The sequence below is a fragment of the Frigoribacterium sp. Leaf44 genome, from assembly GCF_001421865.1.
GTDB lineage: Bacteria > Actinomycetota > Actinomycetes > Actinomycetales > Microbacteriaceae > Frigoribacterium.
The window spans coordinates 1,113,463-1,138,831 of sequence record NZ_LMLG01000006.1; the positions used below are offsets into that span (position 1 = coordinate 1,113,463).

Below are 25,369 nucleotides of genomic sequence, written 5' to 3' on the forward strand. Positions count from 1 at the left end.
CGTCGGGAGTCGCGTCAGCCGAAGAGCGTCTCGCCGACCCAGCCGTCGCGTGACGCCCCGGGCGGCACGGCGTAGATCGCCGACCCGACGTGCTTGACGTACTCGTTCATCCGGTCGTTCCCGGACAGCGCCTGTTGGATCGGCACGTACTGCCGCCGCGGGTCGCGGTTAAAGGCGATGAAGAACAGCCCGGCGTTCAGGCGGCCGAGTTCGTCGTTGCCGTCGACGAAGTTGTACCCGCGGCGCAGCAGCGTGGCCCCGTCGTTGTTCCGGGGGTGTGCCAACGCGACGTGCGAGTCGGGTGCGATGGCCGGCCCGCCACCGGTCGAGGCGGCGACGGCGAAGTCGGGGGCGGTGAACTCGGTCCCGCCCGAGAGCGGGGCCCCTTCGCCCTTGTCGCGGCCGACGACCGTCTGCTGCTCGGACAGGGAGGCGTGGTCCCAGGTCTCGATCGTCATGCGGATCTTGCGCGCGACCAGGTACGACCCGCCGTCCATCCACGCCGCACCGTCGGACGCGGTCGCCCAGACGCCGTCGTCCACCGCGGCGACGTCCTCGGCCTTGACGTTGGCCGTCCCGTCCTTGAAGCCGAAGAGGTTGCGGGGCGTCATCTGGCCCCGGGTCGTCGACGAGGTGCGACCGAAGCCCAGCTGGGACCACCGCAAGGAGGCGCGGCCGAAGGCGATCCGCGAGAGGTTGCGGATGGCGTGCACCGCGACCTGCGGGTCGTCGCTGCAGGCCTGGACGCAGAGGTCGCCGCCGCTCGCGGCCGCGACGAGCTGGTCGCCCGAGAAGTGCGGCAGGTCGACGAGGGCCGGAGGCCGCTTCGAGGCGAGCCCGAAGCGGTCGGTGCCGTCGGCGGTGGTGAACAGGGTCGGCCCGAAGCCGATCGTGACCGTGAGTCCGGCGGCGGGCAAGCCCGTGGCCTCGCCCGTGTCGTCCGGCGGAGCCAGGAGGCTGCCGCCCGTGGCACCGGTGGGGCTCACGTCGAGTCCGGCGGTCAGGCGCGAGGCCGCGTAGCTCCAGTCCTTCAACAGTTCGACGAGCTCGGTGCGCGTGACGCCGTCCGCGACGTCGAACGACGCGAAGTGCAGGCGGTCCTGGGCAGCCGTCACGATGCCCGACTGGTGGTCACCGAAGAACGGGTACGACGCCGAGGCCCCGGACGACCCGCCGGCGTGCGCCTGCACGGCGCGGTCGGTGCCGATCCCGACCCCGAGGCCCAGGACGCCGGCCCCGACGCCCGTGCCGACGAGCCCCAGAAGACCGCGGCGCGAGAGGCCGCCTCCGTCCGTCACCGTCAGGCGACCAGTGCCGAGGTCAGCTTGCTGAGCGGCTCGCTGAGGGCGTTGACGGCGTCCGACAGCTTCTTCTTGTCGGCGTCGGTCAGGTCGGTGTACGACGGGTAGCCCGCGTCGAGGCTGCCGTGACCGGCGAGCAGCGTCTCGACCTTCGTCAGCTGCGCGTCGATGGAGGTCGCCAGCTCGGGGTCCTTCTGGTCGACGACGTCGCGCACGCCGTCGAACGCCACCCGGGCACCCTCGAGGTTGCCCTGGAAGTCGTAGAGGTCGGTGTGCGACCAGATCTCTTCCTCGCCGGTGATCTTGCCGGTGGCCACCTCATCCATCAGGCCGACCGCACCGTTGGCGATCGTGTCGATGCCGACCGTGAAGTCGCTCGCCGTGACCTCGTCGTAGAGGTCCTTCGTGTCGCTCGTCAGCAGGTCGGCGTAGTGCGTGCGTTCGTCGGCCGTCAGGGGGACGTACGCCGCCCCTCCGTTCTCTGGCGCCGCGGGCTGCCAGAGGTCCTTCTCGATGCGGTGCCAGCCGGTCCACTCGGTGCCGGGTTCGACGTCGGCCTCGCGGAAGTCGATCTTCGGGTCGAGGTCGCCGAAGGACTCGGCCACGGGCTCGATGCGCTCGTAGTGTGCCCGTGCGGAGGGGTAGAGCGACCGTGCCTTCTCGTCGTCGCCGACGGTGTAGGCGGCGAGGAACTCGTCGGTGGCCGTGACGAGCTGCCCGGTCTGGTCCTTGACGTAGCCGACGTAGGCCGTCGCCGCGGCGTCGATCTGCTGCTTCTCGCTGCCCGTGGCCTCGACGGCCGTGCCCGAGTCGGTCACCGTGAAGGAGGCGCGCACGCCTTCTCCGACGAGCCCCGGGACGCAGGCGGTGTAGTACTCGCCGGCCGGCACCGAGACGGTCATCGAGCCCGACGTGCCGGGGCCGATGTTCTCCTTCTCGCTGATGATGCGGAGACCGTCCTCGGCGAGTAGTTCGAACTCGCTGTTGTCGCTGCCGGAGTTCGTCATGGTGAACGTCACGGGGCCGCTCGGCACCGAGGTCGTCGACAACGAGCAGGAGTCGTCGGAGCCGTCGACGGTCACCGCGGTGGCCGACGAGGAGCCGGCGGGGGAGTTCGCGACGCACCCGGTCAGGGCCAGTGCGAGCGCGGCGACGCCCGAGGCGACGGCGAGGGGGCGGAGGGGGCTGGCGATCATCGGGATGCTCCTGCGGTGCGGGGGGACGGGGTGGTCGGGGCGGCGGAGGTGCCGCGGGTCGTGGACGGGTCGGACGTGCTCGGGGCGCCGGGGCGTCGGCGGCGGGTCGCACGCACGAAGAAGGGGACGACGACGGCCAGGTAGGCGAGCCAGACGATCACCTGCAGCCAGCTGGGTGTCGGCGTGAAGTTGACGAGCCCTTGGAGCAGGGTGCCGTACCAGCTGGTCGGCGGCACGGCCGCGCTCACGTCGAAGGCCAGGGAGGCGCGGCCCGGCAGCACGGACGCCTCCTGCAGGTCGCCCACCCCGTAGGCGAGGACGCCCGCCGCGACGACGACGAGGAAGTAGCCGGTCACCCGGAAGAACCGGGCGACGTCGAGGCGGACCACGCCGCGGTAGATCGCCACCTGGATCGCGACCGCCGTGAGGATGCCGAGCAGGGCGCCCACGAGGGGTGTCGCGCCGCCGCCGGTCGACTGCACGGTGGCCCAGACGAAGAGTGCGGTCTCGATGCCCTCGCGCCCGACCGAGAGGAAGGCCAGGGCGACGATCGCCCCGGCACCGCCGACGAGCGCCCGGTCGAGGCCGGATTCGAGCTCGCCGCGCAGGCCCCGCGCGGTCCGGGCCATCCAGAAGACCATCCAGGTGACGAAGCCCACGGCCACGATCGAGAGTCCGCCGCCGATGATCTCCTGGGCCTGGAAGGTGAGCCCGTAGGTGCCGAAGGTCAGCACGGCGCCGAGTCCGAGGGAGAGGGCGACCGCGGCGCCGACGCCCAGCCAGAGGCGGGGGAGGACGTCACGTCGGCCGACCTTGACCACGTAGGCGATGAGGATGCCGACCACGAGAGCGGCCTCGAGGCCCTCCCGGAGTCCGATGAGGTAGTTGGCGAGCACGGGGACGGCTTTCTCGGAGGGGAGTGGAGCTCGTCGTCGAGCAGGGGCGGGAGTGGGCTCACGGTGCACTGCGCCGAACGGTGCCGAGACGGGACCGAACGGGCCGGTATGGTTAGGCTAACCTCACTAAGGGCACCCTGAGCCAGACCGACAGTAGTGCGGCGCGGCATATCCTGTCCAGTGATGAACTCCTCCGCCTCGCCGACGCCCGCGTCGCCCTCGACCGCCGGTGACCCGCGGCTCGAGCGCGTGCTCTTCGTCCACGCCCACCCCGACGACGAGACCATCACCACGGGTGGCACGATCGCCGCGCTGGTCGAGGCCGGTGCCGCCGTCACCGTGGTGACCTGCACCCGGGGTGAACTGGGCGAGGTCATCCCCGACGACCTCGCCGCCCTGCGAGACGACCAGGCCGCCCTCGCCGTCCACCGCGAGGGCGAGATCGCCGCCGCCGTGCACGACCTCGGCGTCGACGACCATCGGTTCCTCGGTTCGCCCGGAGCCCGCACGCCCGGCCTCCCCGAACGGGCCTACCGCGACAGCGGCATGGTGTGGCGGTCCGACGGCGTGGCCGGGCCGACGCCGGACCTGCACCCCGCCGCCTTCTGCGCCGCCGAGTTCGGCGAGGTCGTCAGCGACCTATCGGCCGTCGTGCAGTCCGTGCGCCCGACCGCCGTCATCAGCTACGACGAGGACGGCGGCTACCACCACCCCGACCACGTCCGGGCCAACCGGGTCGCCGTGCGCGCCGCGCGCCTCGTCGGCGTGCCGTACTTCGCGATCGTGGCCGGCGCCGAGTCGGCCGAGGGCGCCGAGGCCGAGGCCCTCGCCACCGACGACACCGTGCTGACGATGGACGCACGGCACGTCGCACCCCGCAAGCTCGCGGCGCTGCGGGACCACCGCAGCCAGGTCGAGGTGGTCGACCTCCCGGGCGGCCGGGCCGGCATCCGCTTCCCCCACGGGGCCGTCGAGCCCGTGACGGTCCGTGAGTCGTTCCGCTTCGTGCCCGAGCCGACGGACGACCGGGGCGCCTCCGAGATGGCGCAGATGACGACGGGCGGTCGCGTCGCCGCACTCGTGCTGGCGCTCGCCGCCGGGGCCGTGTTTGGCACCATCGGCACCGTGATGCACCAGTCGACGATCACCGTCGCCGGTTCGCCGGTGTGGTCCGGGCTCGTCCTCGCGCTACTGATGAGCCTCGCGCTCCTCGCCGGTCTCCGCTCGGTCTTCGGTTCGCGGGCCATGGCCGGCGCCGCCGCCGTCGGACTGCTCGGGGCACTCGTGGTCCTGTGGCAGGCGAGTCCGGGCGGATCGATCCTCGTGCCCGACAACACGCCCGCCCTGGTCTGGCTCGGCGGCGTGTTCCTCATCTGCCTCGTGGTGCTCGGGTGGCCGCGGTTGCGAGGCCCGGTCGCCGGGGGGCCGACGTCGCCCGGCGACTCGACCCGCGCCTCCTCGGTCGAGGCACAGCCGGCAGACGATAGGCTGGACGCCCTGCCCGACGCGAAGGGAACCCCCCAGACGTGACGTACGTGATCGCACTTCCCTGTGTCGATGTCAAAGACCGTGCCTGCATCGACGAGTGCCCCGTCGACTGCATCTACGAGGGCGAACGCTCGCTCTACATCCACCCCGACGAATGCGTCGACTGCGGTGCCTGCGAGCCGGTGTGCCCCGTCGAGGCCATCTACTACGAAGACGACCTGCCCGACAAGTGGGCCGAGTACTACAAGGCCAACGTCGAGTTCTTCGACGAGATCGGTTCGCCCGGTGGCGCGGCCAAGGTCGGCGTCATCGCCAAGGACCACCCCGTCATCTCGGCGCTGCCCCCTCAGGGCGCCGGCGCCTAGGTCGGCTTCCGTGGCGCTCGACCTGCCCGAGTTCCCCTGGGACGCCCTGGTGCCGTACGCGGCGACCGCCCGGCGTCACCCCGGTGGCATCGTCGACCTCAGCGTCGGCTCGCCCGTCGACCCGACCCCCGACGTCGTCCGCGAGGCCCTCGCGATCGCGACCGACGCCCACTCGTACCCGCAGGTCGCCGGCACCCCGGCCCTGCGGTCGGCCATCGCCGAGTGGTACGAGCGGCGCCGCGGAGTGACCGGCCTCGGTGACGCCCACGTGCTGCCGACCATCGGCTCGAAAGAACTCATCGCCGGCATGGCGCTCTGGCTCGGCATCGGTGCGGGCGACACGGTGGTCTACCCGACCAACGCCTACCCGACCTACGCGCTCGGTGCGGCTCTCGTCGGCGCGACGGCCCTCGCCTCCGACGACCCGGCCGAGTGGCCCGCCTCGACGAAGCTGGTCTGGCTGAACAGCCCGGGCAACCCCGACGGAGCCGTCCTCGGCGTCGAGGCCCTGCGCGCCGCCGTCGCCCGTGCGCGCGAACTCGGGGCCGTGATCGCGGGCGACGAGTGCTACGCCGAACTCGGCTGGACGGGCGAATGGGCCGATCACCCCACGCCCTGCATCCTCGACCCCCGCATCGTGGGTGACGACCTCCGTGGCGTCGTCTCGGTGTACTCGCTCAGCAAGCAGTCCAACCTCGCCGGGTACCGCGCGGGCTTCGTCGCGGGCTGCGACCACGTCCTCGGGCAGCTGCTCGCCGTGCGCAAGCACGCCGGCCTGATGCCGCCGGCCCCGGTGCAACAGGCCATGGTGGTCGCGCTGGCCGACGAGGCCCACGTGGTCGAGCAGAAGGCGCGGTACGCGGCCCGCCGGGCGCGCCTCCTTCCCGCTCTCGAAGGGGCAGGGTTCCGCATCGACCGCAGCGAGGCCGGGCTCTACCTCTGGGCCACGCGGGACGAGGACGCCTGGGTCACGGTCTCCTGGCTGGCCGAGCGCGGTGTGCTCGTCGCCCCTGGGTCGTTCTACGGGCCGGCCGGCGATCGTCACGTCCGCGTGGCGCTCACGACGACCGACGAGCGCATCGACGCCGCCGTGGGGCGCCTCGGCAGCTGACCGCTAGGCTGACCGGGTGACTGACACTGCCAACGACGCCCAGAAGGCCACGCTGCAGTTCCCGGGGGGAACAGCCGAGTTCCCGATCGTCGCGAGCACCGAAGGTGCCTCGTCGATCGACATCTCGACGTTCACCAAGCAGACCGGTTACACGACCCTCGACACGGGATTCGTGAACACCTCCAATGCCCGAAGCACGATCACCTACATCGACGGTGATCAGGGCATCCTGCGCTACCGGGGCTACCCGATCGAACAAGTCGCCGAGAACTCGACCTACCTCGAGACGGCCTGGCTGTTGATCTACGGCGAACTGCCCACCCCCGACCAGCTCGCCGACTTCGACGCGCGCATCCGGCGGCACACGCTGCTGCACGAAGACCTGCGTCGCTTCTTCGACGCCCTGCCGCACAACGCCCACCCCATGTCGGTGCTGTCGAGCGCGGTCGGTGCCCTGTCGACGTTCTACGAAGACAGCATGAGCGTGCACGACCCCGAGCAGGTCGAGCTGCAGACCGTGCGACTGCTGGCCAAGCTGCCGGTCATCGCGGCCTACGCGCACAAGAAGAGCCTCGGCCAGGCGTTCCTCTACCCTGACAACTCGCTCAGCTTCGTCGACAACTTCCTCAAGCTGAACTTCGGCACGATGGCCGAGCCGTACGAGGTGAACCCCGTCCTGTCGAAGGCGCTCGAGCGCCTGCTCATCCTCCACGAGGACCACGAACAGAACGCGTCGACCTCGACCGTGCGTCTCGTCGGCTCGACGCAGGCCAACATGTTCTCGTCGATCTCGGCCGGCATCAGCGCCCTCTACGGGCCGCTGCACGGCGGGGCCAACGAGGCCGTCCTCAAGATGCTCGCCGAGATCCGCGACAGCGGCCAGGGCGTCGAACGCTTCGTCGAGCGGGTCAAGAACAAAGAGGCCGGCGTCAAGCTGATGGGCTTCGGGCACCGCGTCTACAAGAACTACGACCCGCGCGCCAAACTGGTCAAAGAGAGCGCCACCGAGGTGCTCGAGTCGCTCGGCGTGAAGGACGACCTGCTCGACATCGCGATGGAGCTCGAGGGCATCGCCCTGGCCGACGACTACTTCGTCGAGCGCAAGCTCTACCCGAACGTCGACTTCTACACGGGCGTCATCTACAAGGCGATGGGGTTCCCGCCGCGCATGTTCACCGTGCTCTTCGCGATCGGGCGCCTGCCCGGCTGGATCGCCCACTGGCGCGAGATGAACACCGACCCGACGACCAAGATCGGCCGCCCCCAGCAGTTGTACCTGGGCGCGACCGAGCGCGACTGGCCGCAGCGCTGACCCGTCGGGGCGATCGGCTGCCACACCGGTAGATGGGCACCATGCCAGGCGATGACCCGGCGTGGTGCCCATCTTCCGGCGTTGCGGGGGCGTGGTGCTGCTGCCCCGCCCGGCTACGCGTGCAGCTGCGAGTTCAGCGTGATGCCGTGGCCCTTGCGGGGCAGCACCTCGACGGCGCCGGTCAGCGAGTTGCGTCGGAAGAGCAGCCCGGGCTGGCCCGAGAGCTCGACCGCCTTGACGGTCTGCGGTGAGCCGTCGTTGGTGGGGGTGCCGCCCACGACGACGACCTTGGTGCCCGCCGTCACGTAGAGACCGGCCTCGACGACGGTGTCGTCGCCGATCGCGATGCCGATGCCGGCGTTGGCGCCGAGCAGGGCACGGGCACCGATGGTGACCCGCTGGGTGCCGCCGCCCGACAGCGTGCCCATGATCGAGGCGCCACCACCGATGTCGGACCCGTCACCGACGACGACGCCCTGCGAGATGCGGCCCTCGACCATGGACGACCCGAGGGTGCCGGCGTTGAAGTTCACGAAGCCCTCGTGCATGACCGTGGTGCCCGGGGCTAGGTGCGCACCGAGCCGCACCCGCGAGGCGTCGGCGATGCGGACTCGGTCGGGTGAGACGTAGTCGAGCATGCGCGGGAACTTGTCGATGCCGGTCGCGACGATGCCCGCACGCTGCAGCGTCGGACGCAGGCGCCCGAAGTCGTCGGGGTGGACCGGCCCGGCGTTGGTCCAGGTGACGATCGGCAGGTGCGCGAACACGCCGTCGAGGTTGATCGTGTTGGGCTTCACCAGCAGGTGGCTGAGCAGGTGCAGGCGGAGGTACGCGTCGGGGGTGGACGCAGGAGGCGCGCTCAGGTCGATCTCGACGGTCACCGGGACGAGGTCCACCGCGCGGCGCTCGTCGGGCCCGGCGGCGTCGGCCAGCTCGCCCGGGACGATCTCGGGGTCGCGGTCGGCCGGCAGGGTGCCGAGCCGGGGGGAGGGGAACCAGGTGTCGAGCGTGGTGCCGTCGTGCGAGACGGTCGCGAGGCCGTACCCGTAGGCGCGGGTCGGGGCGGTGGCGGTGGCGTCGGAAGTCATGGACCCGAGCGTATCGGCAGCCGCCGACGACCCGGTTGGAGGCGACCCGTGCCGTCGGCCCGTAAACTCGCCCGCATGGCACCGATCGACCTCTCCGTCTCGCCCGTCGACGTCACGAGGCAGCTCTGCGACATCCGGTCCGAGTCGGGCGACGAACGTCGCGTCGCCGACGAGATCTGGGCCACGCTCGAGGACTGCGACCACCTCGAGCTGTTCCGCGACGGTGACGCGATCGTCGCTCGGACACGGCTGGGCCGGGACTCGCGGGTCGTGATCGCCGGTCACGTCGACACCGTGCCCGTCAACGACAACGTCCCCACGCGCTACGAGACCGAGGGCGACGTCGAGTACCTGTGGGGCCGGGGGACGGTCGACATGAAGGCGGGCTGCGCCGTCCACCTCCGACTCGCGGTCGAGCTGACCGAACCGAACGTCGACGTCACGTGGGTCTGGTACGACCACGAAGAGGTCTCCGACGCGCTGAACGGTCTGGGACGCCTCGCACGCCTCCGGCCCGACCTGCTGGCCGGCGACTTCGCCGTCCTCGGCGAACCGAGCAACAGCGGGGTCGAGGGCGGCTGCAACGGCAACCTGCGCGCCGAGATCCGCACCTTCGGCGCCCGGTCGCACAGCGCGCGGTCGTGGGTGGGCGACAACGCCATCCACAAGGCCGCGCCTATCCTCGACGTGCTGGCGGCCTACGAGGCGCGCGAGGTCGAGGTCGACGGGCTCGTCTACCGCGAGGGCCTCAACGCCGTCGGCATCACGGGTGGCGTGGCCGGCAACGTCATCCCCGACGAGTGCATGGTGCACGTCAACTACCGCTTCGCCCCGAGCCGCAGCGCCGACGAGGCCGTCGCCCACGTGCGCGAACTCTTCGAGGGCTTCGACGTCACGATCGTCGACCTCGCCCCCGGTGCCCGGCCCGGCCTGGACGCCCCGCTGGCGCAGCAGTTCCTGCGCGCCGTCGGCGGCGAGGCCAAGCCCAAGTACGGCTGGACGGACGTCGCGCGCTTCTCCGCCCTCGGCGTGCCCGCCGTCAACTACGGTCCCGGCGACCCGATGCTGGCCCACCACGACGACGAGCGCGTGCCCGTGCAGCAGATCCTCGACAACGAGCGCGGACTGCGGGCGTGGCTGACGAACTGACCGTCGACGAGGCGAGCCGCGCCTCCTCGTCCCCGCTCCCGAGTCACGCCCCCCGACGACCGATCTCGCCGTCGAGGAGTCTCGTGCTGCGCTACCGCCTCACGCCGTGGTGGGCGCGCGTGCTCGTGGTGTTCGTGCTGTCACGCGTCGTCAGCACGGTCGCCCTGCTCACCTTCGCCGGCGCCCAGCAGGCCAACGCGTGGACCCTCGCGAGCCCCGACTACGGCAGCTTCGCCACCATCTGGGACGGTCACTGGTACTACATCATCGCCGTGGTGGGGTACCCGAGCGACCTGCCGATCACCGGCGACGGTCACGTGGGCGAGAACGCCTGGGCGTTCATGCCCGTCTACCCGTTCGTCGTCCGTGGGCTGATGGCCCTGACCGGCCTGCCCTTCGCGACGCTCGCGGTCGTCGTGTCGGTCGCCTGCGCCGCGGGGACGGCTCTGCTGTTCTACCGCCTCATGCGGCACTCGCTGTCCGAGTCGACCTCTTTGTTCGCGGTCGTCCTGTTCTGTGTGGCGCCCCTGTCGCCGCTGCTGCAGGTGGCCTACGCCGAGTCGATGTTCCTGCTGCTGCTCTGCGCGAGCCTGCTCCTGCTGGTGCGGCGACAGTACCTGGCGATGCTGCCGGTCGTGCTGGTCATGTCGTTCACGCGGCCAGGGGCGCTTCCGCTCGCCCTCGCGATCGGACTGCACGGGCTGTTGCGGTGGTGGCGGCGGCACGACGACCCCTTCCCGGTGCGCGAGCGGGTCCGTGTGGCGGCGGTCGCCGCGACCACGGCCGTGTTCGGCGTCGCCTGGCTCGTCGTCGCCGGAGCGGTGACCGGCGTGCCGGGTGCCTACACCGAGACCGAGCTCGCCTGGCGGGCGCCGTACATCGGCTACGGGCCGCTGGTGCCGTTCACCCCCTGGGTCGACGGGGCGAACTGGTGGTTTCCGGGTGGTTCCGGCATCGCCTTGCTCGTCCTGTCGGTCCTCGCCTTCACGGCCCTGATGCTGTCGCCGTGGGCGCGCAGGACGAGTGTCGACCTGAGGCTCTGGGGTGTCGCCTACGCGCTCTACCTGCTGGCCGTGTTCTTCCCGCAGTCCAGCACCTTCCGGCTGTTGATGCCGCTCTTCCCGTTGCTGGGCGTGCTCGCGGTGCCACGGTCGAAGGTCTACCGAGTGCTGCTCGTCGCCGTGTTCGTGGCCGCCCAGTGGGTGTGGCTCTACTACTGCTGGTGGGTGAACGGGTACGACTGGACGCCGCCGTGATCGGTGGTCGAACGGCGTCGTTTAGGTCGGGGGCTGGAAATCACGGATAATGGGTCCAGCATCTTGCGAAAGGGGACTATCTGATGGCAGCCATGAAGCCGAGGACCGGCGACGGGCCTATGGAAGCCGTTAAGGAGGGCCGTCTCATCATCGTGCGTGTTCCGCTCGAGGGTGGGGGACGCCTCGTGGTGTCGGTCAACGACGACGAAGCCAAAGAGTTGCACGACGCCCTCGCCGGCGTCGTGAGCGCCTAGTCGGCTACCTCCTTAATAGCCCCGGACGCCCCGCCCGTCGCACCTGCGACGCGCGGGGCGTTCGTGCGCGTGCCCGCCGTCCGCTGCCCGCCCCCTGCGCTCGCGTGCGTCGCCGGGCGCGAGCGTCTCAGCGCTTGACGAGCGAGAGCAGGCCGTCGCCCGCGGTCGAGAGCGAACTGATCACGGCCGGTGAGGTCGACACCTCGGTCAGCAAGGTGCGGAAGCCCGTGGTCGTGGCGTCGCGGACGGCAGGATTGGCCACCCTGCCGTGCCAGAGCGCGTGCGCGACGAGGACGAGTCCGCCGGGACGGGCGAGTCGCAGGCCGTGCTCGACGTACTCGATGACCGAACCGGGGTCGGCGTCGACGAAGACGATGTCGTACGAGTTCTCGTTCATGCGAGGCAGCACGTCGGCTGCGCGGCCTGCGATCAGGCGGAACCGGCTGGCCGGGACCCCCGCCTGCAGGTAGGCGTCACGGGCGGCCTGCTGGTGCTCGATCTCACGGTCGATGGTCGTCAGGACGGCACCGGGGGCGCCCGAGAGCAGCCAGAGCCCGCTCACGCCCAGGCCCGTGCCGACCTCGATGATCGACGAGGCGTTCGAGGCGGCGGCGACGACCGCGAGCTGGGCACCGACCGCCGGTGAGACGGCTTCGACGCCGACCTCGAGCGAATGCTGTCGAGCCTCGGCGATCGCGTCGCTCTCGGTGACGAGTTCTTCCGCGAACTTCCAACTTGACTCTATCTGCGACACACCCACTCCTCGAAAGGCCAACTCTAGGGGGTTCCCCGAGTCGTCACCGGTTAGTCTGCATGCGTGTCCATGTTCGGTCTGACGTTCGACAAGCTGCTCATCATCGGTGTGCTCGCGGTCTTCCTGCTCGGTCCCGAACGGCTGCCCGGTTACGCCTCGAAGCTCGCCCAGCTCGTCCGGACGGTGCGGGACATGGCCAACGGCGCGAAGACCCGCATGCGCGACGAGATGGGCCCCGAGTTCGACGACGTCGAGTGGCAGAAGCTCGACCCGCGCCAGTACGATCCGCGTCGCATCATCCGCGACGCGCTGCTGGACGGCACGGACGCCGCTCCCAAGCCTTCGGCGCCGAGCATGGCGACGGCCGGTGCCGCAGCCGCGGCGGTGTCCGCAGGGTTGCCCGGGGGCCGCTCCTCCGCTCAGGTCGTGCCCTTGGCGACGGGCGAGGTGCCGCCCTACGACTCCGAGGCGACCTGACGCTCTTGCCGCGCCGCGCCTCCTGATCCGGCGGACGGTCGCCCCTCCGGCCTCGTGCACGGTTGCCCCGGCGACGGGTCAGACGCCTCCGTGCAGCGCCGCCACGCGGGAGGCCTCGGCGCGGAGGGCGTCGACGACCCGCCGGACGGAGGGGCGCTCGGCCCGGTCGCGCCGCATCACGGCCGACACCCAGCGCACTGCCCGGATGCTCTCGAGGGGCACGAGCACCATGTCGTCACGGGCGTCCTTGGCCGTGAAGCGCGGCAGCACGGCGATGCCGAGGCCGGCTCCGACGAGCGACTCGGTCACCTTGGTGTCGCTGAAGCGTTGGGCGACACGGACGGGGCTGCCGGTCACCCGCTCGATCTCGCGGTAGACCCACTCGAACGGGAAGTCGTGCGGCACGCCGATCCAGTTCTCTCCCTCGAGGTCGCCGGGCGCGAGCGAGGCGCGACCGGCCAGTCGGTGGTCGGCGGGCAGGGCGATGTCGAGGGGTTCGGTCAGCAGCGGGACGGTGACGAGTCCACGGCCGGGCCAGGGCTTGTCGTCGGACGAGTGCGCGACGACGACGTCGTGGTCGGCGGCCAGTTCGGGGAACTCACGGATCGACGGGTCGTGGTCGCTCGCGACGACCACCAGGCCCGGGGTCTCGGCCACCGTGCGCAGCAGGCCCGGCAGCAGCATCTGCCCGCCCGTGGGAAAGGTGGCCAGCGTGACCTCGCCCTGGGGGGTCGCGACGAAGTCGTCCCAGACCGCCTGGGCGCGTTCGAGTGCGACGGCGACGTCGGTGGCCGTCTGGGCCAGCACGCGCCCGGAGCCGGTGAGCACGATGCCGCGTCCCACCCGCTCGGTCAGTGCGACCCCTGCTTCGCGCTCGAGCACCTTGAGCTGCTGCGAGACGGCGCTCGGGGTGCGGTGGGTGGCCCGGGCGACGGCGGCCACGCTGCCTCGTTCGGCGAGTTCGCGGAGGAGTTCGAGGCGCTTGACATCCATGTAGCAAAACTACTCTGTTTCGGTAGAAACGTGAGATTGATCTACCGCTTCCCGAGGCGCATCATTGAAGAGTCCCCGGAGCGCGTCGTAGCGCTCCCGAGCTCCGGTCGACCTGGTCCCGGGCTCGGTGGCGAATCCATCCCACCACGCAGAACCGCGCGCCGAACCGCGCCAGAAAGAGTCCCCCATGCTCACCGGAATCATCGTCCTCATCATCGCCGCAGTCGTCGGAATCGCCGGCTCGCTCGTCTCGGTCGCCCGCGACGGCTTCCGCGCCATCCCGACCAAGACCTACAACCGCTGGTCGTAGTCGACTTCGCGGTGACAGGCTCGTCTCCCTCCTGAGCGTGCCGTCACCGCGTGTGCCGCCCCTGTGCTGGGGTGCGGCACGAGCACGTCGCCGCCCGCGGGCGAGACGCTGTGACGAAAGGGCACCTCGCCACGCGAGGTGCCCTTTCTGCGGTTCCGGGAGTCGGGCCGGAGGTCAGCTGACGCTGAGTCCGAGCTTGCGGCCCGCCAGACCGCGTGCCCGCACGGCCAGTCGGCCCGCCAAGTCGTCGATGGCCGCGGCCGCGGGATCGTCGGGAGCGGCGAGCACGACCGGGACGCCGTCGTCACCGCCCTGCCGCAGGCCCAGGCTCAGCGGCACGCTGGCGAGCAACGGCACCTCGGCCTCTTGCCCGGTCGACAGCCGGCGTGCCGTCTCGGCGCCACCGCCCGACCCGAAGAGCTCGAGCACGCTGCCGTCGGACTGCGGCAGGCCCGCCATGTTCTCGACCACCCCGAGCAACCGCTGACCCGTCTGGCGCGCCACGAGCCCGCTGCGCTCGGCGACGTCGGCGGCGGCCGGTTGGGGCGTCGTGACGACCAGCACCTCGGCGTGCGGCAGCAACTGCCCCACCGAGATGGCGACGTCGCCCGTGCCGGGAGGCAGGTCGAGCAGCAGGACGTCGAGGTCGCCGAAGTACACGTCGGTGAGGAACTGCTGGATCGTGCGGTGCAGCATCGGACCCCGCCAGGCGACCGCCGTCGAGGCGTCGTCGACGAACATGCCGATCGAGATGACCTTCACGCCGTGGGCCACGGGGGGCAGGATCATGGCGTCGACGCGGGTCGGCTTGACGGACGCGCCGTCGGGGCCGACGAGGCCCAGCAACCCGGGGATGCTGAAGCCGTAGACGTCGGCGTCGACGATGCCGACCGCCAGGCCGCGGGCCGCGAGGGCGACGGCGAGGTTCGCGGTGACGGTGGACTTGCCGACACCGCCCTTGCCGCTCGTGACGGCGTACACCCGGGTCAGCGTGTCGGGCCCGAACTGCATGCCCCGCGCCGCCCGGCCCGCCCGGAGCTTCTCGGTGAGGGCGTGTCGTTCGTCCTTGGTCATGACGGTCACGTCGACGGTGACGGCGGTGACGCCGGCCACCGAGGCGGTGGCCTCGCGGACGTCGCGTTCGATCGTGTCGGCGGCGGGACAGCCCACGATCGTGAGCTTCACGGCCACCGTCGCCGCGCCTCCTGCGTCGACGGCGACGTCGCCGATCATGTCGAGCTCGGTGACGGGCTTGCGGATCTCGGGGTCGAGCACGCGGCCGAGCGCACGGCGGACGTCGTCCGGCGTCGGCACCGGCGGCCGGGGTGCCGGTGCCGGCTCAGCCACGGTGCCCGTCGCGCCGGGCGTCGCGTCGCGAGGGGGACGAGGAGGCGCGGGTCGCCTCGACCCCGGAGGGCTCGTCGTCGTCGCGTCGGTCGAGCTCGTCGAGCAGCGAGCGCAGCTCGGCCCGGATGAAGTCCTTGCTCGCCATGTCGCGGATCGCGATGCGGAGGGCGACGACCTCGCGGGCCAGGTACTCGGTGTCGGCCAGGTTGCGCTCGGCGCGCTGGCGGTCCTGTTCGAACTGCACACGGTCGCGGTCGTCCTGACGGTTCTGCGCGAGCAGGATCAGGGGAGCGGCGTACGACGCCTGCAGCGAGAGGATCAGCGTCAGGGCCGTGAATCCGATGGCGGCGCTGTCGAACCGGATGTCGACGGGAGCGACCGTGTTGTAGATCATCCAGACGACGCAGAACAGGGTGAGGGCGATCAGGAAGTAGGGCGTGCCCATGCCGCGGGCGATGGACTCGGTGGCCCGGCCGAAACGGTCGCTGCTGACCCGCTTCCGCCCGGGCAGGACCCTGGTGCGCAGACCCTTCGGAGCGTCGAGGCGGACGTCGTTGCGGTTATCGCGGGCCATCGTCGCTCCTCGTGCTCTGACCGATCGCCGGGCGACGGGCGCGACCACGCGGTCGGCTCGCGGTCAGGGGTTGGTCGGGGTCCTGACTGCGCCAGTCGTCGGGCAGCACGTGGTCGAGCACGTCGTCGATGGTGACGACGCCGACCAGGCGGTGGGCCGAATCGACGACGGGCACCGAGACGAGGTTGTAGGTCGCCATGACCCGCGTGACCTCGAGGGCCGTCGCGTCGACGCGGACCGGCTCGGTGGTCTGGTCGAGGATCGTGCCCAGGCGCTCGTTCGGCGGGTAGCGGAGCATCCGCTGGAAGTGCACCATGCCGAGGAACCGGCCGGTGGGCGGCTCGTAGGGTGGCAGGACCACGCAGACGGCCGCGCCGAGCGCGGGCGCCAGCTCGTGGCGACGGATGAGGGCCAGGCCCTCGGCGACGGTCGCGTCGGCCGAGACGATGACGGGCTCGGTCGTCATGAGGCCGCCGGCGGTGTCGGAGTCGTAGCTGAGCAGCATGCGCACGTCGTCGGCCTCGTCGGGCTCCATCAACGTGAGGAGCTGCTCGGTGCGCTCGTCGGGCAGCTGGGCGATGAGGTCGGCCGCGTCGTCGGGCTGCATCTGGTCGAGGACGCTCGCCGCGCGGTGGTCGTCGAGGCCCGTGAAGATCTCGACCTGCTCGGCCTCGGGCAGCTCTTCGAGCACGTCGGCGAGACGGTCGTCGGACAGTTCACCGGCGACCTCGAGCCGCCGTTCGGGCGTGAGGTCGAGCAGGGTGTTCGCCAGGTCGGCGGGCACGAGGTCGGAGTACGCGGCGATGAGGTGCTCGGCGCTCTGCGCCTCGCCCGGGCCGGCCTCTTCGACCACGTCGTCCCACGCCGCGAACGCCGTGGGCGGTTTGACGAACGGGGACGGCGACGTCTTGGGCTTGCGCAGGAAGAGCTGGCCGACCTCCCAGTCGCCCTCGCTCACCTCGTCGATCGCCACGTCCTCGATCGTGGCGTGGCCCCCACCGTGCCGGAACGACACCCGACGACCGAGCAGGTCGGCGATGACCCGGGTCTCGCCGCCCCGCTGTTCGAAGCGGCGGAGGGTGATGACGCCGTTCGTGATGATCTGGCCCGAGCCGATGCTCGTGACGCGGCCGATGCCGACGAAGACCCGGCGCTTGCCGGGCACCTCGACGACGAGCCCCACCACGCGGGGCGCCCCGGTGCGGCGGTAGACCACCAGCACGTCGCGCACCTTGCCGACCTTGTCGCCCGCGGGGTCGAAGACGGAGCAACCGGCCAGGCGGGCGACGAAGACTCTGGTTGCACTCACGCGTCCAATTTAGTCGCTCGCACCGTCGCCGCCGACGGGGGCTCGGCAGGGGCACCGTGTTTAATGCAGGGATGACGAACCCGGGCCCCGTGGGGCGACGCCCGCCGATGGTTCCCACCCTGCCGCGGGGTGACGTGCTCGGCACCTACGACACGTATCCCGAGGCCCAGCGCGTGGTCGACCGGTTGTCGCAGGCCGAGTTCCCGATCAAGCAGCTGGCGATCATCGGCAACGACCTCAAGACCGTCGAACGCGTCACCGGTCGGTTGAGCTACGGGCGTGCCGCGCTGGCGGGGGCCGTGACCGGACTCTGGCTCGGCGTCTTCTTCGGGCTCGTCATGCTCGTCTTCGCGACCGAGACCGCCACCGCCGCCACCGTCGGGGCGGCCGCCCTGCTCGGTGCGGGCTTCGGCATGCTCTACGGCATCGTCAGCTTCGCGGTCACGCGTCGTCGCCGCGACTTCACCTCGACGCACCAGGTGCTCGCCTCGAACTACCAGATCGTGGTCGACCCCGTGGTCTCCGGTCGGGCGCACGAGATCCTCGCCCGTCCCGAGACCCCGCGCCGCTGACGTACCCTGGTGTCGACATGGCACCCCGCGACCCCTCCACGACGGCCACCCGGGCCGAGCGCTTCGCGCGTGGTTGGCTGACCGCCGGCGCCTCGACCCTGGTCGCGGCCTTCTCCCACGTGGCGGGCGGCGGCATGCAACCCGGCGTGCTCGGCGTGGTCCTCGCCCTGGCCGTGGCCGTGCCCGTCTCGATCGCCCTGGCCGGCGTGCATCTCTCGACCGTGCGGCTGGCGGTCGCGGTAGCGCTCAGCCAGGTCGCGTTCCACCTGCTCTTCTCGCTCGGTGCCGAGGGCGTCGGCGGAGCCTCCGCCACGGGCGGCCACCACGCGGCGCTCGTGATCTCGACGGCCGCCGACGGGTCGGTGTCCGGCGCGGTCGCGGGTGCCATGGTCATGGGCGGCCCCACCATGTGGCTGGCCCACGCCCTCGCGGCCGTGGTCACCATCGTCGCCCTCCGGCGGGGTGAGGGTGCGGCGTGGGCCATCGTCCGACTGGCCGTCCGCGGTCTGACCGTCGCGCGCCTCCTGACGGCCGGACACCGACCCGAGGTGCCCGTCGTCCGACGCCCCCCGACCCCGACCGGCGTCCCCCCGCGTCCGCCCGGACGACGACACCTCACGGCCCGGCCCCGCCGCGGTCCGCCCTGCCCTGCCTGACCCCTCACGCCGTCGACTCCGTCGTCGGTGAACCCGTCGTGCGCGCCCCGCGCCGTCGGGCCCCATCGTCATGCACCGCAGACCGATCGCCCTCGCGATCGAGAGGACCGGATCCATGAACCGCACCACCGTCCCCGCATCCGTCACGACCCGCCGTCCCCGGTCGTCCGTCGTCGTCGCCCGGTCGGCCGCCGCCCTCGGCGCGGCCGCCCTGCTCGCGCTGGCCGCGCCCCTCGCGGCCTCGGCCCACGTCCACGTCGAGCCCGGCCAGGCCGAGGCCGGCTCGTACGAGACGCTGACCTTCAAGGTGCCGAACGAGTCCGCGACCGCCGGCACCGTCGGGCTGGTCGTCGACCTGCCCACCGACACCCCGTTCACCTCGGTGTCCTACGAGCCCCTTCCGGGGTGGACCACCGAGGTCACCACCAGCACGCTGCCCGAGCCTGTCGAGCTCGACGGCGCGACGATCACCGAGGCGCCGACCCAGGTGACCTGGACGGCCCAGGGCGACACGCAGATCGCCCCGGGACAGTTCCAGCAGTTCGTCATCTCGGCCGGTGCGGTGCCCGACACCGGGTCGATCGCCCTTCCGGCCCACCAGCGCTACTCGGACGGCACGGTCGTCGACTGGGCCGACGCGACGCCGGCCTCGGGAGAAGAGCCCGAGCACCCCGCACCGACCCTCTACGTCAACGACGCCCCGCCGGCGGACGAGCACGCCGGACACGAGACGGACGACGACACGACGACCGCGGGTCTGAGCACCTCCGGCGACTCCGCGTCGGGTTCCGGTGACGCAGCGGTCGGACCGCTCGCGATCGGCCTCGGCATCGGCGGACTCGCCCTCGGTGCGCTGGCACTCGTCGTCTCGGTCGTGGCGCTGACCCGTCGGCCCCGGGCGACGGCGTCCGGTGCCTCGACGAGCGGTCGGGTGGACGCGTGACGGCCGCGCGCCTGCGGGCACCGCGCCTCCTCGGCGTCCTCGCGATCGCCGGCCTCGGCGTCGCGACCGGCACCCTCGCCCTCGCCCTCGTGCCGGCGGGCCCGGCCGCTGCGCACGACTACGTCGTGAGCAGCACGCCCGCCGCCGGCTCGACCGTCGACTCGTCCCCGTCGACCGTGTCGATCACGTTCAACGACGTGATCCTCGACCTCTCGGGGACGGGCAGCTCGAACGTGCTCGAGGTGACCGACGCCGCGGGCCTGCACTACGAGGACGGCTGCTCGACCACCTCGGGGCCCACCCTCACGACCGGCGTCGCGCTCGGTGCGCCCGGGGCCTACACGATGACCTACCAGGCGGTCTCGGCCGACGGTCACACCGTGTCGGACGCCGTCCCGTTCACCTACGCACCCGCCGCGGGCACGGCCGAGGGGGTCGGCTCGCCGACCCGTCCGAGCTGCGGCAGTGCAGGAGGCGCGGGTGGGGCATCCGGCGCGCCCACCGGTGACGAGACCGACGCGGCCTCGCCCTCGGCGTCGCCCGAGCCCGAGATGACGACCCTGGCGACCCCGGGTGACGACACCGTGGCGACGCCGTCGGCCACGTCCGGGTCGGGCTCGGTCAACGCCGGTCTCGTCATCGGCATCGCGGTCGCGATCGTCGTGCTGGCCGCCGCCGGTGTGGTCGTGGCGATCGTCACCGGTCGGCGGAGGGACGGGACGCCCGCCGAGGCCGATGCCGACGACCCGTCGGTGCCGGACGGCGACGAGTCGTCCGACGGGCGATGACCGTGCCTCGCTGACCGGCGCGTGGACGGACGAAGGGCCCCGGGTGCGATGCACCCGGGGCCCTTCGGCGTCGGACCTCAGTCGCGCGAGATCCACGCCTCGACGTCGGCGACCGTTCGGGGGATGCCGACCGACAGGTTCTCGGCGCCGTCGGCCGTCACGAGGATGTCGTCCTCGATGCGGACGCCGATGCCGCGGAACTCTTCGGGGACGGTGAGGTCGTCGGGCTGGAAGTACAGGCCGGGCTCGATCGTGAACACCATGCCGGGCTCGAGGACGCCGTCGAGGTAGAGGTCGCGGCGGGCGGCGGCGCAGTCGTGCACGTCGATGCCGAGGTGGTGGCTCGTGCCGTGCACCATGTAGCGGCGGTGGTACTGGTGGTCGGGCTTCAGCGACTCGTCGGCGGAGACCGGCAGGAAGCCCCATTCGGCCGTGCGTTCGGCGATGACCTTCATGGCCGTCGCGTGGATCTCGCGGAACGCGATGCCCGGGCGCACGATCGCGAACGCCGCGTCGGCCGCCTCGAGCACGGCCTCGTAGACCAGGCGCTGCACGTCGGTGAACCGGCCCGAGACGGGCAGTGTGCGGGTGATGTCGGCCGTGTAGAGGCTGTCGAGCTCGATGCCGGCGTCGATCAGGATGAGGTCGCCGTCGCGCACGACACCGTCGTTGCGGGTCCAGTGCAGGACGCAGGCGTGGTCGCCCGACGCGGCGATCGTGTCGTAGCCGACCGTGTTGCCGTCGGCGCGGGCGCGGCGGTTGAAGGTGCCCTCGACGAGGCGTTCGCCGCGCGGATGCGCGACGATGTCGTCGAAGTCGGCGATCACGTCGGTGAATCCCTTTCCCGTCACCGTCACCGCCTGGCGCATCTGGGCGACCTCGTACGCGTCCTTGACGAGCCGGAGCTCGCTCAGGTCACGGGCGAGATCGGCGGAGGTCGCCCGCCCGGGGGCGCCGTCGCCGTCGGGTGTCACCTCGCCCGCAGCCGCCGAGGCGGGGGACTGCTCGGCTGCGGCCTCGACGACGGCGTCGAGACGACGGGTCAGGTCGGGGTCGGCTTCGCGGACGACGAGGGTCTCGGCGTCGACCGTGCCGACCACGGCCTCGAAGTCGGCCAGGTCGCGCGTGGCCAGACCCAGGTCGGCGGCGACCTGTGTCAACGAGGGGCGGGGGCCGATCCAGAACTCGCCGATCTCGGGGTTGGCGTAGAACTCGTCCGAGTCGCGGCCGGCGCTCGCACGCAGGTACAGGGTGGCGTCGTGCCCGTCGGCCGTGGGCTCGAGCACGAGCACCGAACCGGGCACGGTGTCCGAACCCCAGCCCGTCAGGTGCGAGAACGCCGAGTGTGCACGGAAGGGGTAGTCGCAGTCGTTCGAGCGGACCTTGGCGGAGCCGGCCGGCACGACCAGGCGGGTGCCCGGGTGCAGCACGGACAGCCGCGCGCGGCGGTCGGCGGCGAACGGCGCCTGCTCTCGCGGCTCGGGCAGGACGTCGGGGCGGTCGGCCCACTGCGACGAGATGTAGTCCTTGAACGTGTCCGACCCGGGGGTGGTGGAGCGGTTGGTGGTCGCGCGCGGCGCCTTCTGATCTGCCATGCCCACCATTGTCCCGCCAAACGGGCCGGACGCCCAGTCGGCGGGGTCAGGCTCCCGTGCGACTGAGCTGCGCGACGACCGGACGATGGTCGCTGCCGGCGTCGTCGAGCTCGGTCACGACCCGGAACCCGGTCGGCAGCCACTGCTCGGTCGCCATGACGTGGTCGATCGGGGCGCCGAGGAGGGGAGGGACGTCGGTCGGCCAGGTGCCCACCCCGGCGTTGGCGGTCGCCTCGGCGGTGTCACGGCAGGCGCCGAGGGCTCCACCGTCGGAGCCGAGCCCGGCCATGTGGTCCAGCGTGGCGTTGAAGTCGCCTGCCATGATCACGTCACCCGACCGGCAGACGTCGGCGAGGTAGCCGAGGCCGGCACGCCACTGCCCCATGTTGTCGGGCGTCGGCGAGACGGGGTGCGCGGCGACGATGGTAGGCCCCTCGCCCGACACGGGCGTCGCGACGACCGTCGGGAGCACGGGCGTCGTGCGCGCGTCGGTGGTGCCGTCGTCGCCGACCGCGACCTGGTATTCGCCGAGCGCGGCGCTGATCAGCAGGGTCGTCGAGCGACCGCTCGCGATCTGGTCGTACGCCACCGTGTGCACCCACATGGGTTTGCCGGCGGCACCCATGGCCTCGGCGACGGCGACGCCGACCTCCTGCCGCGTCTCGGGGAGGGCGATCACGTCGGCGCCGACCTCGGTGGCGAGGGCGACCACGGCGTCGGCCCCGGTCGCCGCGCCGAGCGTGTTCCACGACAGGACGGTGACGTCGGTGGGCGTCTTCTCGACGAAGTCGGTGCGGCCGAGGCCTCGAGCCGTCACCACGCCGGCCGAGAGGACGCCGAACACGAGCAGCAGCACGGCCGCACTCGCCGTCAACGACCGGATCGGTCGGGCGATCAGGCCGAGCACGAGCAACAGCACCGTCAGGACGATCGCCACGGCCGCGGCGACCAGGCGGAACGACACCACCTGAGCGACCGGGAAGACGCGCTGCAGCCCGACGGCTTGGGGCCAGAGGGCGGCCACCAGCACGGCGGCGACGGCGAGGACGAAGACGAGGGCGACGAGACGACGGATCATGGCCCCTGGAGCCTAGGGGAACCCCCGACCGCAGGTCGGGCGCCGCACGGACGGCTCGGAAGCGCGCCGCCTACGATGGGGGGATGCCCACGCGCCTGGTCGACCTGCACACTCACTCGAGCGTGTCGGACGGCACCGAGGCGCCCGCGGCGTTGATCGCGTCGGCCGTGCGGGCGGGGCTCGACACCGTCGCCCTGACCGACCACGACAGCACCGCCGGGTGGTCCGAGGCCTCGGCCGCCGTCGCCGGGACGGGACTCACCCTCGTCCCCGGCATGGAGCTCAGCACCCGGCTCGGCTTGAACAGCGTGCACATGCTCGGCTACCTCTTCGACCCCGCGCACCCGGGTCTGGTCGCCGAGACGGCACGCCTCCGCGACAGCCGTCTGCACCGCGCCGAGCGCATCGTCGAGCGCATCGCCGCCGACTACGACCTCACCTGGGGCGACGTCCTCGCCCAGGCCAGTTCGGGGGCGACGCTGGGCCGGCCTCACATCGCCGACGCCCTCGTCGCGAAGGGCTACGCACCCGACCGCAGTGCCGCCTTCGCGGGGATCCTGCACTGGCGGTCCGGGTACTACGAACCCCACGAGGCACCCAGCCCCCTGATCGGCGTCCGCCTGATCCGCGAGGCCGGGGGAGTCCCCGTCATCGCCCACCCCGCGACCCGGGGGCGCGAGCCCAACGTCTCGAGCGAGGGCTTCGAGGCCCTGGTCGACGCCGGCCTGCTCGGCGTCGAGATCGACCACCGCGAGAACACCACGGCGGGCAAAGCGCGACTGCTCGAGCTCGCCCGGCGGTACGACCTCATCGTGACCGGCTCGAGCGACTACCACGGCGACGGCAAGCCCAACCGTCTGGGCGAGAACGCCACGGCTCCCGAGCAACTCGACCGGATCGTCGACGCGGCGACCGGGTGGGTGCCCGTCCGGGGCTGAGTCGACCCGCGCCTCCTCGTCCGGGACGGTGACGTGCCGGATGCACGAGACCCCCTCGCCGCGGACGGTCGAGGGGGTCTCGTGCTGGGTCGGTCGTCAGCCTTGGGGCTGTGACGACGAGTCGCCGGCGGGACGACGGCGACGGTTGCGGCTGCGCTTGCGCGGGGCCTCACCCGAGCCCTCACCGGCCGGAGCGGTCGCGTCGGACGCCTGTGCGGCGCCGCGGCCCGTGGCCGAGGGCTCACCCGAGGTGCGCACGGGAGCGTCGCCGCGACCGCGTCCACGGCCCCTGTCCCGGTCGCCCTGGGGGCCGCCGGTGCGCTCGCGCGAGCCGGCCGAACCCGCCTTGACCGCCGACAGGGAGGTCGCGCGCAGACGCCCCTTGGTGCCGGCGGGGATGTCGAGGTCGGCGAAGAGGTGCGGGCTCGACGAGTAGGTCTCGACCGGTTCGGGCTGACCCATGTCGAGCGCCCGGTTGATCAGGGCCCATTTGTGCAGGTCGTCCCAGTCGACGAACGTGACGGCGATGCCGGTCTTGCCCGCACGTCCGGTGCGGCCGGCGCGGTGCAGGTACGTGTCGTGGTCGTCGGGCACGGTGTGGTTGATCACGTGCGTGACGTCGTTCACGTCGATGCCGCGGGCCGCGACGTCGGTCGCGATCAGGATGTCCTTCTTGCCCGCCTTGAAGGCGGCCATGGCGCGCTCGCGTTGCTCTTGGTTGAGGTCGCCGTGGACGGCGGCCGCGTTGAAGCCGCGATCGTTCAGCTCTTCGACGAGCTTGGCGGCCGCGCGCTTGGTGCGGGTGAAGACGACGGTCTTGCCACGGCCCTCGGCCTGGAGGATGCGCGCGATCACCTCGTCCTTGTCGAGCGAGTGGGCGCGGTAGACCACGTGCTTGATGTTCGCCTGCGTGAGGCCCTCGTCGGGGTCGGTCGCGCGGATGTGGATGGGCTTCGACATGAAGCGGCGGGCCAGCGCCACGATGGGGCCGGGCATCGTCGCCGAGAACAACATGGTGTGACGCGTGGCCGGGACCTGCTGGAAGATCTTCTCGATGTCGCTGAGGAAGCCCAGGTCGAGCATCTTGTCGGCCTCGTCGAGCACGACCTCTTGCACCTCTTTGAGGTTCAGGAGGCGCTGGCCGGCCAGGTCGAGGAGGCGACCGGGGGTGCCCACGACGATCTGCGCGCCGGCCTTGAGCTGCTCGACCTGGCCCTCGTAGGCCTTGCCGCCGTAGATGCTGACGATCTTGGTGGCACGGTTCGAGGTGGCGACCTCGAGGTCGTCGGCCACCTGGACGCAGAGTTCGCGGGTGGGGACGACGACGAGCACCTTGACGCCGGGAGTCGGGTCGAGGCCGATCCGCTGGATGATCGGGAGGCCGAAGCCGAAGGTCTTGCCGGTACCCGTCTTGGCCTGGCCGATGATGTCTTGGCCGGCGAGGGCGAGGGGGATGGTCTGGGTCTGGATGGGGAAAGGTTCGAGGATCCCCTTCGACGCCAGAGCGTCGACCATGTCGGGGTCGATCGCGAGGTCAGTGAATGTCAAAGTGTTGCCCTGTCTCATATAGGGGGATGCGAGGAGTTTAGCCCGTCGCGACGGGCGGCCCCTCGGACCCC

Annotated in this window: 26 protein-coding genes; 14 read left to right on the top strand and 12 right to left on the bottom strand. The window is 71.7% G+C overall.

Features of this window, described 5'->3' with window-relative positions:
* Positions 1–14 precede the first annotated feature (14 nt).
* Genes efeB through efeU form a run of 3 tightly spaced genes read right to left on the bottom strand, consistent with a single transcriptional unit; the run spans position 15 to position 3,393 of the window.
* A complete protein-coding gene (gene efeB, locus ASE87_RS13720) occupies positions 15–1,304 on the bottom strand; it encodes an iron uptake transporter deferrochelatase/peroxidase subunit (RefSeq protein ID WP_056229250.1) in 1,290 nt (429 codons plus the stop codon).
* Positions 1,301–2,497, bottom strand: coding sequence for an iron uptake system protein EfeO (efeO, locus tag ASE87_RS13725; protein WP_056229252.1), 1,197 nt, complete (start codon positions 2,495–2,497; stop codon positions 1,301–1,303). The genes efeB and efeO overlap by 4 nt, the downstream gene beginning before the upstream one ends.
* Positions 2,494–3,393, bottom strand: coding sequence for an iron uptake transporter permease EfeU (gene efeU / locus ASE87_RS13730; RefSeq protein ID WP_056229255.1), 900 nt, complete (start codon positions 3,391–3,393; stop codon positions 2,494–2,496). The genes efeO and efeU overlap by 4 nt, the downstream gene beginning before the upstream one ends.
* A gap of 183 nt (positions 3,394–3,576) precedes the next feature.
* On the opposite strand from efeU, the gene ASE87_RS13735 reads away from it, so the two are divergent.
* The 4 genes from ASE87_RS13735 to ASE87_RS13750 are packed head-to-tail and all read left to right on the top strand — an operon-like array spanning position 3,577 to position 7,669.
* Complete coding sequence (locus ASE87_RS13735) at positions 3,577–4,923, top strand: PIG-L family deacetylase (RefSeq protein ID WP_056229257.1); 1,347 nt, start codon at positions 3,577–3,579, stop codon at positions 4,921–4,923.
* Positions 4,920–5,246, top strand: coding sequence for a ferredoxin (fdxA, locus tag ASE87_RS13740; RefSeq protein WP_043595461.1), 327 nt, complete (start codon positions 4,920–4,922; stop codon positions 5,244–5,246). Before ASE87_RS13735 ends, fdxA begins: the two co-directional genes overlap by 4 nt.
* A gap of 10 nt (positions 5,247–5,256) precedes the next feature.
* Positions 5,257–6,357: a succinyldiaminopimelate transaminase gene (gene dapC, locus ASE87_RS13745; RefSeq protein WP_056229260.1), complete on the top strand. Its 1,101-nt coding sequence runs from the start codon at positions 5,257–5,259 to the stop codon at positions 6,355–6,357.
* A gap of 16 nt (positions 6,358–6,373) precedes the next feature.
* On the top strand, positions 6,374–7,669 hold the full coding sequence (locus ASE87_RS13750) for a citrate synthase (protein ID WP_082060022.1): 1,296 nt from the start codon (positions 6,374–6,376) through the stop codon (positions 7,667–7,669).
* A 113-nt stretch (positions 7,670–7,782) separates the two neighbouring features.
* Here the strand turns inward: ASE87_RS13750 and dapD are convergent, their stop codons facing one another.
* Complete coding sequence (gene dapD, locus ASE87_RS13755) at positions 7,783–8,757, bottom strand: 2,3,4,5-tetrahydropyridine-2,6-dicarboxylate N-succinyltransferase (protein WP_056229267.1); 975 nt, start codon at positions 8,755–8,757, stop codon at positions 7,783–7,785.
* 75 nt (positions 8,758–8,832) lie between these two features.
* Between dapD and dapE the strand changes: the two genes are divergently transcribed.
* From dapE to ASE87_RS15875, 3 genes are all read left to right on the top strand, one after another.
* Positions 8,833–9,906, top strand: coding sequence for a succinyl-diaminopimelate desuccinylase (gene dapE, locus ASE87_RS13760; protein WP_056229270.1), 1,074 nt, complete (start codon positions 8,833–8,835; stop codon positions 9,904–9,906).
* A complete protein-coding gene (locus ASE87_RS13765) occupies positions 9,891–11,162 on the top strand; it encodes a hypothetical protein (RefSeq protein WP_235472305.1) in 1,272 nt (423 codons plus the stop codon). Before dapE ends, ASE87_RS13765 begins: the two co-directional genes overlap by 16 nt.
* An 83-nt stretch (positions 11,163–11,245) precedes the next feature.
* The gene (locus tag ASE87_RS15875) at positions 11,246–11,416 is read left to right on the top strand and encodes a DUF3117 domain-containing protein (protein ID WP_071256769.1); all 171 of its coding nucleotides are present in this window, start codon (positions 11,246–11,248) and stop codon (positions 11,414–11,416) included.
* A gap of 127 nt (positions 11,417–11,543) precedes the next feature.
* On the opposite strand, the gene ASE87_RS13770 is transcribed toward ASE87_RS15875, so the two are convergent.
* Positions 11,544–12,170 (bottom strand): O-methyltransferase, encoded by a 627-nt coding sequence (locus ASE87_RS13770; protein WP_043595523.1) that lies wholly within the window; start codon positions 12,168–12,170, stop codon positions 11,544–11,546.
* Between the two features lie 69 nt (positions 12,171–12,239).
* On the opposite strand from ASE87_RS13770, the gene ASE87_RS13775 reads away from it, so the two are divergent.
* The gene (locus tag ASE87_RS13775) at positions 12,240–12,647 is read left to right on the top strand and encodes a hypothetical protein (RefSeq protein WP_056229273.1); all 408 of its coding nucleotides are present in this window, start codon (positions 12,240–12,242) and stop codon (positions 12,645–12,647) included.
* Between the two features lie 78 nt (positions 12,648–12,725).
* Here ASE87_RS13775 and ASE87_RS13780 read toward each other — a convergent pair whose 3' ends face one another.
* A complete protein-coding gene (locus ASE87_RS13780) occupies positions 12,726–13,640 on the bottom strand; it encodes a LysR family transcriptional regulator (RefSeq protein WP_056048675.1) in 915 nt (304 codons plus the stop codon).
* A 187-nt stretch (positions 13,641–13,827) separates the two neighbouring features.
* On the opposite strand from ASE87_RS13780, the gene ASE87_RS16855 reads away from it, so the two are divergent.
* Positions 13,828–13,950: a hypothetical protein gene (locus ASE87_RS16855; RefSeq protein ID WP_255349708.1), complete on the top strand. Its 123-nt coding sequence runs from the start codon at positions 13,828–13,830 to the stop codon at positions 13,948–13,950.
* Between the two features lie 174 nt (positions 13,951–14,124).
* Here ASE87_RS16855 and ASE87_RS13785 read toward each other — a convergent pair whose 3' ends face one another.
* From ASE87_RS13785 to ASE87_RS13795, 3 genes are read right to left on the bottom strand one after another with little or no spacing between them, the layout of a single operon-like run.
* Positions 14,125–15,297 carry an Mrp/NBP35 family ATP-binding protein gene (locus ASE87_RS13785; protein WP_056229276.1) on the bottom strand — a complete coding sequence of 391 codons (1,173 nt, stop codon included), beginning with the start codon at positions 15,295–15,297 and terminating at the stop codon, positions 14,125–14,127.
* Positions 15,290–15,871 (bottom strand): DUF1003 domain-containing protein, encoded by a 582-nt coding sequence (locus ASE87_RS13790; RefSeq protein WP_056229278.1) that lies wholly within the window; start codon positions 15,869–15,871, stop codon positions 15,290–15,292. Before ASE87_RS13790 ends, ASE87_RS13785 begins: the two co-directional genes overlap by 8 nt.
* On the bottom strand, positions 15,858–17,180 hold the full coding sequence (locus tag ASE87_RS13795; RefSeq protein ID WP_043595448.1) for a magnesium transporter MgtE N-terminal domain-containing protein: 1,323 nt from the start codon (positions 17,178–17,180) through the stop codon (positions 15,858–15,860). Before ASE87_RS13795 ends, ASE87_RS13790 begins: the two co-directional genes overlap by 14 nt.
* 71 nt (positions 17,181–17,251) lie before the next feature.
* Between ASE87_RS13795 and ASE87_RS13800 the strand changes: the two genes are divergently transcribed.
* The 4 genes from ASE87_RS13800 (at position 17,252) to ASE87_RS13815 (ending at position 20,139) form a co-directional block, all read left to right on the top strand.
* Positions 17,252–17,752, top strand: coding sequence for a general stress protein (locus ASE87_RS13800; protein WP_043595447.1), 501 nt, complete (start codon positions 17,252–17,254; stop codon positions 17,750–17,752).
* A 17-nt stretch (positions 17,753–17,769) separates the two neighbouring features.
* Positions 17,770–18,408 (top strand): hypothetical protein, encoded by a 639-nt coding sequence (locus ASE87_RS13805; RefSeq protein WP_056229281.1) that lies wholly within the window; start codon positions 17,770–17,772, stop codon positions 18,406–18,408.
* Between the two features lie 115 nt (positions 18,409–18,523).
* Positions 18,524–19,351 carry a YcnI family protein gene (locus ASE87_RS13810; RefSeq protein ID WP_082452687.1) on the top strand — a complete coding sequence of 276 codons (828 nt, stop codon included), beginning with the start codon at positions 18,524–18,526 and terminating at the stop codon, positions 19,349–19,351.
* Entirely contained in the window at positions 19,348–20,139 is a 792-nt protein-coding gene (locus ASE87_RS13815) for a copper resistance CopC family protein (protein WP_235472307.1), read from the top strand. The genes ASE87_RS13810 and ASE87_RS13815 overlap by 4 nt, the downstream gene beginning before the upstream one ends.
* A gap of 77 nt (positions 20,140–20,216) precedes the next feature.
* On the opposite strand, the gene ASE87_RS13820 is transcribed toward ASE87_RS13815, so the two are convergent.
* Together ASE87_RS13820 and ASE87_RS13825 are read right to left on the bottom strand one after the other, a co-directional pair.
* Entirely contained in the window at positions 20,217–21,734 is a 1,518-nt protein-coding gene (locus tag ASE87_RS13820) for an aminopeptidase P family protein (RefSeq protein ID WP_043595516.1), read from the bottom strand.
* A gap of 46 nt (positions 21,735–21,780) precedes the next feature.
* Complete coding sequence (locus tag ASE87_RS13825; protein ID WP_056229284.1) at positions 21,781–22,812, bottom strand: endonuclease/exonuclease/phosphatase family protein; 1,032 nt, start codon at positions 22,810–22,812, stop codon at positions 21,781–21,783.
* 83 nt (positions 22,813–22,895) lie between these two features.
* Between ASE87_RS13825 and ASE87_RS13830 the strand changes: the two genes are divergently transcribed.
* Positions 22,896–23,750 (top strand): PHP domain-containing protein, encoded by an 855-nt coding sequence (locus ASE87_RS13830; protein WP_043595443.1) that lies wholly within the window; start codon positions 22,896–22,898, stop codon positions 23,748–23,750.
* Positions 23,751–23,846: 96 nt separating this feature from the next.
* Here the strand turns inward: ASE87_RS13830 and ASE87_RS13835 are convergent, their stop codons facing one another.
* The gene (locus tag ASE87_RS13835; protein WP_043595514.1) at positions 23,847–25,298 is read right to left on the bottom strand and encodes a DEAD/DEAH box helicase; all 1,452 of its coding nucleotides are present in this window, start codon (positions 25,296–25,298) and stop codon (positions 23,847–23,849) included.
* Positions 25,299–25,369: the final 71 nt, after the last annotated feature.

Excerpts from the sequence above, each read along its gene's own strand:
- ASE87_RS13790 (WP_056229278.1), bottom strand. The coding sequence starts at position 15,871 with ATGGCCCGCGATAACCGCAACGACGTCCGCCTCGACGCTCCGAAGGGT.
- ASE87_RS13825 (WP_056229284.1), bottom strand. The coding sequence starts at position 22,812 with ATGATCCGTCGTCTCGTCGCCCTCGTCTTCGTCCTCGCCGTCGCCGCC.
- ASE87_RS13830 (WP_043595443.1), top strand. The coding sequence starts at position 22,896 with ATGCCCACGCGCCTGGTCGACCTGCACACTCACTCGAGCGTGTCGGAC.
- ASE87_RS15875 (WP_071256769.1), top strand. The coding sequence starts at position 11,246 with ATGGCAGCCATGAAGCCGAGGACCGGCGACGGGCCTATGGAAGCCGTT.
- ASE87_RS13780 (WP_056048675.1), bottom strand. The coding sequence starts at position 13,640 with ATGGATGTCAAGCGCCTCGAACTCCTCCGCGAACTCGCCGAACGAGGC.
- ASE87_RS13820 (WP_043595516.1), bottom strand. The coding sequence starts at position 21,734 with ATGGCAGATCAGAAGGCGCCGCGCGCGACCACCAACCGCTCCACCACC.
- dapD (WP_056229267.1), bottom strand. The coding sequence starts at position 8,757 with ATGACTTCCGACGCCACCGCCACCGCCCCGACCCGCGCCTACGGGTAC.
- dapE (WP_056229270.1), top strand. The coding sequence starts at position 8,833 with ATGGCACCGATCGACCTCTCCGTCTCGCCCGTCGACGTCACGAGGCAG.
- ASE87_RS13800 (WP_043595447.1), top strand. The coding sequence starts at position 17,252 with ATGACGAACCCGGGCCCCGTGGGGCGACGCCCGCCGATGGTTCCCACC.
- ASE87_RS13810 (WP_082452687.1), top strand. The coding sequence starts at position 18,524 with ATGAACCGCACCACCGTCCCCGCATCCGTCACGACCCGCCGTCCCCGG.
- ASE87_RS13775 (WP_056229273.1), top strand. The coding sequence starts at position 12,240 with ATGTTCGGTCTGACGTTCGACAAGCTGCTCATCATCGGTGTGCTCGCG.
- ASE87_RS13805 (WP_056229281.1), top strand. The coding sequence starts at position 17,770 with ATGGCACCCCGCGACCCCTCCACGACGGCCACCCGGGCCGAGCGCTTC.
- efeO (WP_056229252.1), bottom strand. The coding sequence starts at position 2,497 with ATGATCGCCAGCCCCCTCCGCCCCCTCGCCGTCGCCTCGGGCGTCGCC.
- ASE87_RS16855 (WP_255349708.1), top strand. The coding sequence starts at position 13,828 with ATGCTCACCGGAATCATCGTCCTCATCATCGCCGCAGTCGTCGGAATC.
- ASE87_RS13735 (WP_056229257.1), top strand. The coding sequence starts at position 3,577 with ATGAACTCCTCCGCCTCGCCGACGCCCGCGTCGCCCTCGACCGCCGGT.